13 protein-coding genes are annotated in these 12,529 nt (G+C 56.0%); 3 read left to right on the forward strand and 10 right to left on the reverse strand.

Annotated elements, in window-relative coordinates; genetic code table 11:
* Positions 1-6 precede the first annotated feature (6 nt).
* From JYB85_RS14260 to JYB85_RS14300, 10 genes are all read right to left on the reverse strand, one after another.
* Positions 7-1,347, reverse strand: a complete 1,341-nt coding sequence (locus tag JYB85_RS14260; protein WP_207379816.1) for a sensor histidine kinase — start codon at positions 1,345-1,347, stop codon at positions 7-9.
* Between the two features lie 9 nt (positions 1,348-1,356).
* Positions 1,357-2,748 carry a sigma-54-dependent transcriptional regulator gene (locus JYB85_RS14265; protein ID WP_207379817.1) on the reverse strand — a complete coding sequence of 464 codons (1,392 nt, stop codon included), beginning with the start codon at positions 2,746-2,748 and terminating at the stop codon, positions 1,357-1,359.
* 94 nt (positions 2,749-2,842) lie between these two features.
* Positions 2,843-4,060, reverse strand: a complete 1,218-nt coding sequence (locus tag JYB85_RS14270) for an ABC transporter permease (protein WP_207379818.1) — start codon at positions 4,058-4,060, stop codon at positions 2,843-2,845.
* A 9-nt stretch (positions 4,061-4,069) separates the two neighbouring features.
* A complete protein-coding gene (locus JYB85_RS14275; protein WP_207379819.1) occupies positions 4,070-5,377 on the reverse strand; it encodes an ABC transporter permease in 1,308 nt (435 codons plus the stop codon).
* A 10-nt stretch (positions 5,378-5,387) separates the two neighbouring features.
* Positions 5,388-6,092 carry an ABC transporter ATP-binding protein gene (locus tag JYB85_RS14280; protein ID WP_207379820.1) on the reverse strand — a complete coding sequence of 235 codons (705 nt, stop codon included), beginning with the start codon at positions 6,090-6,092 and terminating at the stop codon, positions 5,388-5,390.
* A gap of 70 nt (positions 6,093-6,162) precedes the next feature.
* Complete coding sequence (locus tag JYB85_RS19035; RefSeq protein WP_266097104.1) at positions 6,163-6,285, reverse strand: hypothetical protein; 123 nt, start codon at positions 6,283-6,285, stop codon at positions 6,163-6,165.
* 18 nt (positions 6,286-6,303) lie between these two features.
* The gene (locus tag JYB85_RS14285) at positions 6,304-7,563 is read right to left on the reverse strand and encodes an efflux RND transporter periplasmic adaptor subunit (RefSeq protein ID WP_207379821.1); all 1,260 of its coding nucleotides are present in this window, start codon (positions 7,561-7,563) and stop codon (positions 6,304-6,306) included.
* A gap of 389 nt (positions 7,564-7,952) precedes the next feature.
* Positions 7,953-8,399, reverse strand: coding sequence for an IS200/IS605 family transposase (gene tnpA / locus JYB85_RS14290; protein WP_207381940.1), 447 nt, complete (start codon positions 8,397-8,399; stop codon positions 7,953-7,955).
* A gap of 166 nt (positions 8,400-8,565) precedes the next feature.
* Entirely contained in the window at positions 8,566-8,949 is a 384-nt protein-coding gene (locus tag JYB85_RS14295) for a hypothetical protein (protein WP_228730119.1), read from the reverse strand.
* Positions 8,950-9,125: 176 nt separating this feature from the next.
* Entirely contained in the window at positions 9,126-9,509 is a 384-nt protein-coding gene (locus JYB85_RS14300) for an MAPEG family protein (protein WP_207320625.1), read from the reverse strand.
* A 101-nt stretch (positions 9,510-9,610) separates the two neighbouring features.
* Between JYB85_RS14300 and JYB85_RS14305 the strand changes: the two genes are divergently transcribed.
* The 3 genes from JYB85_RS14305 (at position 9,611) to JYB85_RS14315 (ending at position 12,429) form a co-directional block, all read left to right on the forward strand.
* Positions 9,611-10,306 (forward strand): esterase/lipase family protein, encoded by a 696-nt coding sequence (locus JYB85_RS14305; protein WP_207379822.1) that lies wholly within the window; start codon positions 9,611-9,613, stop codon positions 10,304-10,306.
* A gap of 11 nt (positions 10,307-10,317) precedes the next feature.
* On the forward strand, positions 10,318-11,157 hold the full coding sequence (locus tag JYB85_RS14310; RefSeq protein WP_207379823.1) for a DODA-type extradiol aromatic ring-opening family dioxygenase: 840 nt from the start codon (positions 10,318-10,320) through the stop codon (positions 11,155-11,157).
* Between the two features lie 276 nt (positions 11,158-11,433).
* Positions 11,434-12,429, forward strand: coding sequence for a S41 family peptidase (locus JYB85_RS14315; protein WP_207379824.1), 996 nt, complete (start codon positions 11,434-11,436; stop codon positions 12,427-12,429).
* Positions 12,430-12,529: the final 100 nt, after the last annotated feature.

Below are 12,529 nucleotides of genomic sequence, written 5' to 3' on the forward strand. Positions count from 1 at the left end.
GGATGCTCAGGCACCCGCAGAAGGAAGGAACAGTCGCACGCTCAGGCCGCCGCCCTCGCGGTTTTGCAAACTGATGCGCCCATCGTGGGCCTCAATGATTTCCCGGCACAGGGCCAGGCCGAGACCTGTGCCCTGCTGCTTGGTGGAATAGAAGGGCAGCAGCGCCTGGGACAGCACCTCAGGTGACATGCCCGGCCCCCGATCCAACACCTCAATTTCCAGCCCCACTTCGTCGGCCATCCCCTGACCACCCAGTCTGGCGCGCCTGGCATGGATGGCGATATCCCCGGGGTCTGAACCCGACTCGGTGGCATTTTTCAGCAGATTAAGCAGCACCTGCTCCAGTTGCACCTCGTCGGCCCACAGAGGCAAGTCCGGCAACTCGCCCTCTATGTTGAATTGGCACTGCAACCTCAATTCCCGGCACAGCTGGGCGAGATCCACCTGCGCCTTGATGGGCCTGGGCAGGCGGGCAAAGCGGGCGTAGCCCTCGATAAACTCGCTCAGGTGGCGGGTGCGCTTGTCTATGGTGTCGAAGATGATATTGAGCCGTGGCTCGGCCAATTGGCCCGCCAGCATGCGGCCGGAATTGACCATGGAGGAGATGGGCGCCAAGGAGTTGTTGAGTTCATGGCTGATGACCCGGATCACCTTCTTCCACACCGCCACTTCCTGACGACTCAGCTCGCGGGTCATTTGCTTGAGCAGCAGCAACTGGTGTTGCTCGCCGTTAAGGTTGAACTGGCCGCGGCTCAGGTGCCAGGTTTCGGCATCTGAACCCGCTTCACCCAGGCTGAACAGACCATCGGTGGGCGATTGCAGCATGGCGCAGATATCGTCCCTTTGCTGCTGCAGCAACTCAGAGAACAGCATACCATTCAATGGCTTGCCCTGATTGAATTGATGCCGGGCGGCATCATTGGCATAGATAATATGTCCCGAGCCATCGAGCAGCAGCATCAGGTTGGGGGAATTTTGGATCACCTTGTCGAGCAGCAGTTCACGCTGGTAGATGTGCTGACGTTCCCGCCGCAGTGCCGCCGAGGCCTGATTGAACAGGGCCGACAGGCGCCCCAGCTCGTTGTCCCGCCCCACAGGCAGCGACACGCTGAAGTCATTGTCGATAAGATTGAGCAGCCCCAGCTCCATGGCCTTGAGGGCATCCCCCAGGGGGCTGATAAGCAGCGCGGAAAACCACAGTGACAGCAGCATCCCCACACCCAGGCCAACCCATTGCCAGCCCTGTCCCAGCCAGGATTCCAGCCCCAGGGTCAGGCCGATCCCCAGCAACCAGCCACACAGCAGTGACAGGAGCAAGCGCCCTTTCAGGCCCACCGCGTTCAACATGGCGCCTCCTCAGTCGAGCTTTTTGCCGTCGATACCGAATTTTTCCATGCGCCGGTACAGGGCCTGGCGACTGAGTCCAAAGGACTTGGCCACCTTGGCAATGACCCCCTTGTGCTGGGCGAGAGCAGCTTCAATCTCATCCCTGTCCGGTTCACCGCGCAGCGGCTCCTGGGATTGGGAAGCGCCTCTGGCCAATGGCTGTGGCACTTCATTGCTGTTGGCGACAGCGGCCAGACTGCCGAGGCCAAAATCAGCCGCGCTGAGGCTCTCACCCCGCCCGAGGATAGAGGCGCGTTTGCAGGCATTTTCCAGCTCGCGCACATTGCCAGGCCAGTCATGGACCAACAGGGCCCGGCGGGCATCGTCGCTCAGTTCACGCTTGCCGGTGAAATGGTCCACCAGCGGCAGTATGTCGTCCTTGCGGGCCGCCAGCGGTGGCAGATTCAGCTCCACCACGTTGAGGCGATAGAAGAGATCCTCACGAAAACGCCCATCGATAATGTCCTGGCGCAGATCGGCGTTGGTGGCGCTGATGACCCGGACCTTGCACTTGCGGGTCTGGTGGCTGCCGAGGCGCTCGAATTCGCCGGTCTGCAACACCCGCAGCAGTTTTACCTGACCGGACAGTGGCAGGTTGCCAATCTCGTCGAGAAACAGGGTACCGCCGTCAGCGGCCTCGAAGCGGCCGATGCGGGCCTTGGTGGCACCGGTGAAAGCTCCGGCCTCGGCACCGAACAGCTCGGCCTCCATCAGCTCCATGGGCAAAGCACCAACGTTGACCTTGATAAAGGGTTTGTTTTGCAGCGGCGAGTTGGCGTGCAGTATGTCCGCCAGGCGATCCTTGCCGGCACCATTGGGCCCGGTGATCAGCACTGACACATCGGACTTGGCCAGTTGCAACGCCAGGTCGACGCAGCGCTCCATGGCGGCACTGCCAAACACCAGACCGCAGAGATCCGCTTCCCGGAACACGGACTGGCGTTCGGCCTGGTGGCGCTTGAGTTCGCGGTTATCCAGGGTCAGCTTGTGCAGGGAAATCAGATTGGCAATGCTGGTCAGCAGCTTGTGATCATCCCAGGGCTTGCCGAGATAATCGGCGGCACCGGCCTTCATCAGGGTGACCGCCATTTCCAACTCGGTCCAGGCGGTCAGCAGGATAATGGGAATGTCCGGCCGTATGGCCCTGAGCGCATGGAACAACTCTCGGCCTTCCTCACCGCTGGTGGTGTCGCGGGTGAAGTTCATGTCCTGGATCACCAAGGCAAAGTCCTGCTCTGTCATGGCCTTGAGGGCCGCCTCGGGGTTGAGGCAGAAATGGCTTTTGTAGCCGTTCAACTCCAGCATCAGGGCCAGGGCCTGGCACACATCCAGGTTGTCATCGACGATAAGAATCTTATCCATTTGAATACTTTGTTCTTTTGCAATAAATCCTTTGCGCACACCTTAACCCAAGGGGCCCGCAATTGCGAGCCCCGGGTCAGTCTAAATGCCTCACTCAGACACTGCGGGTCGCTGTGGCCGGTGAGATCCTGGCGGCCTTGCGGGCCGGCAGTATTACCGCCACAGTGGTCACCACAAACAGCAGGGCCACTGTCATGGCGGGGTAGCGCCAATCCAGTGCCGGCAGGCTGAAGAAGTTCATCAGGCGACGCCCCAGTTCAAAGGCCAGCAGCACACCCACCAGGGCCCCCGTGCCGAGGATCAGGTAATTCTCGGTCAGGAACCAGCTCAGAATCGCGCCCTTGCTAGCCCCCAGGGCCCTGCGGGTACCTATCTGCTTGGTGCGGCGCTCAATATTGAACATCACCATGCCGGACAGGCCCAGGGCGGTGATCACCAACAGCAGCACTATCATGCAACCCAGTACAAAGGCCATCATGGCGTGGTTGGCATAATTCTGCTCCCGGTTTTCGGCTATGGTGCTGAAGCCGCGGATCACCCGGCGCGGTTCATCCTTGAGCAAGGCCGCCTTGATAGTTTCCTTGAGCTGCGGAATATCCGCCACCTCGGCTCTGATAATGTAGCTGGCATTATTGGAACGACCGTTGAAGTCGATGTTCATGATGACGCTGTCGTCCAGACCGTCATTGTCCACCCAGGCGCCCTGGAGGCGTTCCACCACACCGACCACGGTAATGGGCTCATCATCGCCCTGATACACCACCTTGCCTATGGGAGATTCCTCGCCCCAGAAGGCCTTGGCAAGATGCTGGCTGAGAATCACCTCCCGTTGGACACTCTTGTCGTCAAAACGCCTGAGGATCTGTCCCTTGTGGAAGGTACGGCCCTCCACCAGCTTAAGCCCAAGGGCGTTTACCAGCTCTTCATCGCTCAGATAAAAGGCAAAATGGGGCAGCGCCTTGGCATTTTCGGGATCCGGACCATCGACGAAGCGATCGCTCCAGCCCGAACCACTCAAGGGCACCATATTGGTGGGGGCGGCGGCCTTGATCCCCGGCAGGTTGCGCAGAATTTGCAGATCCCGCTCATCCCTGGCGAGAAGATCCATATCCTCACCAAAATTAAACACAGAAAATTCAAAGGATTCGGTTTCGGTAATGCCTGAGGGCCTGGCCATCAACTCCAGGCGCTGCTGAATGATGAAGGCGGCATTGGCCACTATGGCTATCGACAAGATGATCTGTGCCAGCAACAACAAAGGAGCGCTGCGGCTTCTGAGCATGGCACTGAGTATGGGTTTTATGGCAGTCATGGCCGCTCCTTATTGGCTCTTGAGGTAAACGCTGGGCTTGGTCTTGCAGATCACCCAGGCTGGATACATGCCGGCCAGCATGGCCGAGACTATGGCGATGGCAGGGGCAATGACCCAGATGCTGGGATCAAGATTGGTCATGGCCTCTTCCAGGAAAAACTTTTTGGCCAGGTATTGCAGCGCCGCCCAGGCCCACAGCAACCCCAAGGCACCGCCTATGGCGCCAATACAGCCCACTTCCACCAAATGCTGGGCGAAAATCTGCCGCTTGCTGGCGCCGATGGCACGGCGTACCCCCACCTCGGGGGCCCGTTTGAGGAACTTGGTCAGCATCAGGCCAAGAATGTTCACCAGGCACACCAGCAGGAACAGCAGGCTGAGACCGATGAGGATCTTGTTGTCTTCCGGCACCACCTCATGGAAGTCCAGCAGTTCGGCCACGTTCATGGTTCGGGCCCAGGAGTCACGGCTCTTGTCGGTAAAACGACCCAGTTGTTGCTGACTGTCCACATGGGCATTCAGGTAGTCCTGAAAGGCCTTTTTCTGCTCCGGCGAGTCCACCTCGGCCCAGAATTGCAACCAGGCTTTTTCTGACGCCATCCGGTCCTGAAAGGTGCGCAAGGGTTCAAACTTCCAGCCGTTGGTGTTGCCCCATACCTCAAACTCTTCTATTGGCGTCAGCGAGAAAGGCACAAACAGCAACTCGGCATCATTCATGCTGCCCGTAGTCAGGTCATAGTACCTGGGCTTGGGTGACCAGCGATCAGTAACCCCGACGATACGATAGGGTTTGGTGTTCAGGTACAGGGTTTCACCCACACTGTTACGACCGTCAAACAGCTTATCGTTCAGCTCCTTGCCAATCACCACCACGTGCTCGGGCACCTCATCCACCGCCTTGTCCCACACGTTGCCATAGAGAAAGGGCACAGAGAACATGGCGAAGAAATCACTGTCGGTTATCCGAATAGACTGCATTTCAGCCTCGATATTCGGATTGTCTGTGGTGACCGCCTTGCCGGTGCGGAACATGGCCGCCTGACGCACGGGCACAGTGCCACGCCTGAGGTTTATCACATCCTGATAGGTGAGAATGGCACTGTAGTCGCGCCAGGTATCCTGTCCCTGGGACCAGAGTTGCACACTCAGCAGCTTATCGCTGCGCTCAGCGGAGGGGTTGGCACTCATCACCTGGTGGACGTTAAGCGTCATTATGGTGATGCCTATGCCGATAGAGATGGCGAACACCATCAGCAACGACATCAGCGGCGTTTTGCGCAGCGAGCGCCAGGCGAGATCCAAATAATGCATCAGCATGGCAGGCTCCTTAACCGTTGACCACGGCACGGGGGGCGCCCTGGAAAGTATTGAAGTCGCACACCTGGCCATCCACTATCTGGATGTTGCGGGCGGCGCGGCGGGCCAGTTCGGGATCGTGGGTCACCATGATAATGGTGGTGCCGGCGCGGTTGATCTCTTCCAGCAGCTCCATCACCTGACGGGCCATCAGGCTGTCGAGGTTACCCGTGGGCTCGTCCGCCAGCAGAAAGCGCGGTTCACCGGCCAGGGCGCGGGCAATGGCCACCCGCTGCTGCTGGCCGCCGGACAGCTGGGAGGGCAGGTGCTTTTGCCTTGACGCCAGTCCCACCTGAGCCAGGGCCTGTTCGACGCGGCGTTTGCGTTCGGCGCCGTTGAAACCGCGATAGCGCAGTGGCAGTTCGACGTTTTCCGCCAGGTTCAGATCGGGGATCAGGTTAAAGCCCTGGAAGATAAAACCGATTTTCTGATTGCGTACCTTGGCGGCGGCGCTGTCACTGAGCTGGGCCACATTGACGCCATCGAGCAGATACTCACCGCCGCTGGCATTTTCCAGCAGACCGGCAATGTTGAGAAAGGTGGTTTTGCCTGAGCCAGAGGGACCGGTTACGGCCACAAATTCCCCTTCGGCCACGTTCAGGTTGAAATCGCGCAGCGCATGGGTCTCCACCAGTTCGGTGCGATACAGCTTGTTGATATTCTTCATTGTTAACATGTGATTATTCCCTTATTTGTTAATCGAAAGCGGTTGCTAATCAAAATCTGTGGTTAATCGAAATGGGTTCTCAGCGCAGCAGCAAAAGCGCCAGGCTGGGGTTGCTCGTCAGCCCCTGGACCAGCAATGCCAGGGACAATATCAGTGCCGTTGCCATCCAAGGGCCGGCCTTGTCTATAACTTGGGTCGTCATGATTTGGGCTCCCGATACTCAGTAAAGGCGGACACGTTCGGCTTTCTTCAGTTTTTCCGTGCCTGAGATAATCCACTCATCCCCGGCCTGCCCGCCTTCGAGCACCTGAACATAGGCGACACTGCGGGCACCGAGCTTGATGGCTTCCCGACTGGCCAGGTCGCCTTCTATCCGGTAAGCAAAGGTGCCACCGTCACTGGCCAGACTGCCGCGGCGCACCATAAGCACATCTTCAAGGTTTTCCAGCAGGATACGGGCACTGAGACGTTGGTTTTGCCTGAGTTTCAGTCCTTCTGGATTGTCAAAACGAACCCGGGTCAAGACTTCACCACGGCTGACCTCGGGGGATATGGATGACAGGGTGCCGTGGGTCTTGACGCCGCCCAGATCCAGCTCCACTTCCATGCCCAGCCCCAGCTCATCGGCAAAGCTTTCGGACACCGCCAGTTCGGCCTCGAAGGCGGTCAGATCCACCACGGTGAGAATGGCCTGGCCGCGACTGAGACGGGCCTTTTGCTCAGTAAGCCAGTTGCCTATGATGCCATCCACCGGCGCCTTGATTTCCAGGGCCGCCACCTGACGGCGCAGATCATCCACCACCAGTTGCTGGCGCTTGAGTTCCAGTCCCTTGTTTTTGAGTTCAAAGGCCTGGGTATCCCGCATCAGGGCCACCTCTTCACTGGCATGGGCAAATCTCAACTGGGCCTTCTTGAAATCGTCCTTGGTCTTTTCAAAATCGATGCGGCTGATGAGATCCTGTGCTATCAGCAGGTCGCCACGACGGCTCTCACGCTCGGCGGCATCCAGCTCCACCTGCGCCGTATCCATGACCTGTTGGGCACTGAGCTGCTCGCGACGGGCATTAAGGGTGGCCCGTTCCACTTCACCTTCCAGTCCGGCCAGACGGGCCTGCTCCTGGGCCAGGGTGTTGGCCAGCAGCGGGCTGTCAATCTGCGCCAGCACCTGCCCCCTGGCGACGCTGTCGCCGGGCTTGGCGATAAGGGTCACCATGCCTTCCGCATTGGCATAGAGCACAGGCGCATTGGCGGCCACTATCTTGCCGCTGGTGATGATGTCGCGCACCAGGGTGCCGCGGGTCAGGGTGGCGGTCACCAGCTCGCTGCGCTTGACCGACAGTGCCACCCCGTCGTTGCCACTTGCCAAGGCCCAGGAGCCTAAAAGCCCTAAAGCCACCAGGCCGCCGCTGAGCCATAACCATTTGCTGCGACTTGGGTTGGAAACCACTATCTGGTCCTGTCCGCTGGTATCCCTGATCATTTGTTTCTCCTGTCAATCTGGTTCCGGGTCTGTCTGACCGAGCCTGTCCGGCCCGTCCGCCCTAATCTGGTTGAGCATAAACAATCAAGGATCATGCCAAGATTGTTTTTTATTTATTTACAACACCTTAAGCATTAGCAGAGAAGTTAAAACTGTCCGCGGACACGATGAAAAGTGTCCGATGTCCCATGATGTTCCGTGTCCGTTATGCGGACACGGACAGCAGCTTGTCCGGCGGGATTGTTCAAGCAATGGCAGGGGGAGAAAGGTGGCGTTTTAAAAAACAAACAACTTGTGTGGCGGTAAAACACCTGACCGAGATTACTCAGTAAAAATCCACCTGCATAGCAGGTGGCTTTGACACAGCCCCCTAAAAGGGGGCTTAAAAACTAACCTTCCAACCCTAACGCTATTTGCCGTTTCTCTTCTTCTTTGGCTGTCTTTTCCTGGTGCCGTACATATCTACGGATTATGTCTTCGTTTGCTCCTACTGAGTCCACAAAATAACCCCGTTGCCAGAAGTGATTCCCCCAGAGCTTGTGCTTTCTTAAATAAGGAAATTTGGCAAACATCCTGATCGCGGTTCTCCCTTTAACAAAACCCATTAAATCCGACACGCTTAGACTGGGTGGGGTTCTGACTACTAGATGGACATGATCTTCCTGAACATTTAGTTCCACGACTCTGCATTTCTTCATGTTGCAGTAAACATAGATACTTCGATAAAGCTCTCTGCCGAGATTACCTTTCAGGATTTTGTACCTGTACTTGGGTGTCCAAACGAGGTGATACTGGCAACGATAGAATACGTGAGACGCGGATTCATATCTGCTCATGCTACTTACTCCTTGATTTGCTGGTAACAAACCGAGGGAGTATTTAGCATGGGCATTCTCCGGGCAAAGCCCCACCAGAACGATCACCACCTCCATAGGAGGTGGTTTTAGGGTGACAACAAAAAAGAGAGGCCAAGGCCTCTCTTTTTATCAAACTGAATTCGGCTTAGTAGCCTGTCTCGTAACTCATGTTGGCGGTATTGGTTTGCTCCCAGGTACCGTCCTTGTACAGGATAGTGGCGCTGGCCTTATTGATGGAATAGGCACGAACTGTCACTCCGCAGGATACGCCACCGGAACACTTGGCGTTGCCGCTCCAGATAACGGAGGAAATAGGCTTGGTGACGTTCTCAATGGAATAAGTGCCTGAGGTGCTGCTACCGAAACTGTAATCAAAGCCAATACAGTGAGCGGTACCGTTGCCATCCACATAACCGCCTGATTTCACGTTCAGATTGCAAACCATATCGGCCGCAAACGCGGATTGACCGAAACCCAAAGCGGCCATTACCCCAATAGCCTTCAGCATGTTACTCATAGTCTTGTTCATTTTAATCCCTTGTTTATCTTGGCTTATTAGTTAACTTCAGCGCTCATTCCTGAGCACAAACCAAGCTAAATCAAGGTCAATCAATGAACAACGGCCCTTTTTTCTCATTCTTATGCTACTTGGGAACTATTCTCCGGCAGTCGCCCGGTAAAAAAGCTTTAAAACGGACTAAAGTACTACAATGCCTGAGCCAATATGGTAAAGCTGGCAATAATGCCAACAAACCAAAGACTTGAACGCAGTTTGTCCTTGTCATACAGATAGGCCAGCTGGTAGCCCAGCCGCGCCACTATATGCACCACAGCCGCCCCTTCGGCAATGCCGTTGGCACTGTCGGTTGCCAGCACGGCCAGTACCGCCAGGCCGAATATCAACAGGGACTCAAAAGCGTTCTGATGGGCTGCCAGTGCCCGGGCACCGAAGCCTTCGAGCCTGGCCTGCTGACTGCGGGGATGATGATTGTCATAGCCGCCCAATTTGGCCATGGCCAGGGCCACCGGCGCCTTGGCAAGATAAGGCAGCAGCATGGCGAGTAACAGGCAAGCGAGCAGTGTGGTCATTTTTCCTCCCGAGTTGTCCAAAATGGACAATGATTCATTTGCGTTAGCCCATTTAGCCAGCTAAAAACAAAGGCTTCAAGGGAATGTATCGGGAGTTGTTTATGCACGCCATCTTTGTTCATGGCCTTGGGCGCACGCCCCTGTCTGCCCTGCCCCTGCTGCTGCCCCTGAGGAAAGCGGGTATTTCCTGCCATGTGCTGGGCTATCTGGCGGCAACCGAAGATACGGACCGGGTGGCGGCCCGGTTAAAACGCAAGATAGACAAACTCAACCAGGCGCCCTATATCCTTATCGGTCACTCCCTCGGTGGGGTGATTATCCGTAAGCTGCTGACCGGCGCCCAAGCACCCAAAAATTTGCCCTTATGGGTATTTCTGCTCGGTTCTCCCACAGGAGCCTCAAGGCTCGCCCACAAGCTGCAACATCATCCGCTGTTCAGGCTGTTTGCCGGTGACGCCGGGCAACTGCTGGGCAATGCACAGCGGATGGCCGCCATTGGCGCCCCCAATTTACAGCTCGGCATTCCCTGCACCGCCATCATAGGCACCCGTGGCATAGGCGGCCGCATGCCGCCCTTCTATGGGGAAAGCAATGACGGCATAGTGGCCAAAAGCGAAGTCACTGCCCCCTGGTTGCTTGAGGACCGCCTGGGAGAATGCATCGAACTGCCCCTGCCCCATACCCTGCTACCCTCCAGCCGCCGGGTGGCCAAAGTGATTATTGAGCGTTTAAGCACTGGAACATCGACAGACAGAGACCGAAGCACAGCTCACTCTCAGGACAGTGACTCACAATAGAGGTATTCAGCTTGAACCAGAACGCACCCGCAATCTTTATTCCCCATGGCGGTGGCCCGCTGCCACTGCTCGATGAACCCGGTCACAGGGAGCTTATAGGCTTTCTTAAGGCCCTGCCGCAGAGCTTTCCTGCCCCTGACGCCATAGTCATCATCAGCGCCCACTGGGAAGAAGATGTGGCCACAATTACCTCGGCCGAGGCACCTGAACTCATCTACGACTACTCTGGTTTTCCGCCTGAGAGCTACCGGATCCTCTACCCAGTCCCGGGGCATCCGGCCCTGGCCGCTCACCTGAAGACGCTGTTGGAACAGGCAGGCATTGACGCCAGACTGGATGCGAAACGCGGCTTCGACCATGGCATGTTCGTACCGCTGACACTCATGTATCCCGAGGCCCAGATCCCCTGCGTGCAGCTGTCACTGGTCAAGGGCTTGTCACCGTCGCAGCACATAGCCATAGGAAAGGCCATCGCCGAGCTGCGCCATGACAACGTGCTTATCCTGGGCTCGGGGTTTTCCTTCCACAACCTGAGGGCCTTTGGCCGTGGCAGCGAGCCTGACAGGGATAATCTCGCCTTCGAGGCCTGGCTTATCGACACCTGTACCAATGCGGCGACAGATGCCGGCCACAAGACCCGGGCGCTGACAAACTGGCAGCAGGCCCCCGGTGCCCACCATTGTCACCCAAGGGAAGAGCACCTGCTGCCGCTACACGTCTGTTTTGGTGCCGGCTTTGGTGTAGGTTTCGGAGCGGGTTTGGGTGCCGATGCTGACAATGAAAGCAGCACGGCACAACTCATCTTCGATGGCACAGTGCTGGGCAAGAAAACAGCAGCCTTGCGCTGGTAAAAAACACGACACCTGCCTGTACCTGCAGCATTTTCCGAATACAAACCTACAAGCGTTAAAACAGCTCCAATCTGCCAGGTGGGCCCCACCGTGTAGGTGCCCCACTTTAAGCAGCGCTGTTACCAACGACTTATATATTGTTTTTACTTGGTTTTTGAACTTGACGGGCTCACAGATGTCTCAATGGCATTGTTCATGGGTTATCCGATACCCAGCTTTATTGCTTTGCCAGTAAAAAGTGGATGGCAATAGTTGGCTTAACATTCAGAGGACAGAATGAAAGCATTGACTGCACTGGTTTTAATACTGCTTATGCATCCGGCGGTAGCCCAGGAAAAGGTAGACAACGACCGTTTATTGGATCTGCTGCGGGAAAACATCAGTAAGCACTATGTTGAAGAAGAGAGCATACCTGAGATCCTTAAGGCACTTGAGCAGACCAGTCTTAACGCCACGCAACCACCCGAAGAGATAGCCAAGACGTTAACCTCCAAGCTACAGCATTTCGATAAACACTTCGCAGTTAAGTGGCAAGGTGCAGATGGCTCAAAAGCCAAGGACAGCAAGGCCACCGAGAATTGGTTTGCTAAATTAAACCGGAAAAACTCCGGCTTTACCCGGGCGGAAGTTTTAGAAGGGAATATCGGCTACCTGGATTTTTTTGGTTTTGATCTCTTGAATGAAAAATCCACGGCACGAGCACAACACGCGATGGCTTTTCTTTCGGATGCAGACGCAATCATTTTTGATCTCAGGAATAATGGTGGCGGCAGTCCTGACATGGTACGCCTGATCAGCAGTTCTCTGTTCGAAGGTAAAGTGCACCTTAACAGTATTTATAATAAGAGCACCGGCAACACAGTCGAATATTGGACAACACCGGACGAAAACTTCAGCGCCCTGACGTCGGTTCCCGTTTACGTGTTAACCAGTTCCAATACCTTTTCCGCGGCTGAGGAATTTGCCTACAACCTTCAGTCACGCAAACGCGCAATCATTGTGGGTGAAATCACCAAGGGCGGTGCCAATCCCTGGCAGTATTTCAATCTCATTGACGGCTTTAAGGTGGCCATCCCCACAGCCAAGGCCATCAATCCAATTACCCACTCCAATTGGGAAAGTGTAGGGGTTCAACCTGATGTACAAACCAATCAAGATGACGCATTGGATGCAGCCTACAAATTGGCGCTGCAACAGCTACAAAAACAACCCTTGTCTGCTATTCAACGGACGGAGATTGAGAATAAGCTGCATGAACTTTCGGCCCCTTAATCCAGGTAATCTAATTTGAATTATTCCAGTTCAGCCAACACCACCTCTGTTATTTCTGCATATGAAAAAGGGACAATGAAAGCTGGCTTGCGCCTTCAAT

This window comes from Shewanella sedimentimangrovi (genome assembly GCF_017354965.1).
GTDB classification, from domain to species: Bacteria; Pseudomonadota; Gammaproteobacteria; order Enterobacterales; family Shewanellaceae; genus Shewanella; species Shewanella cyperi.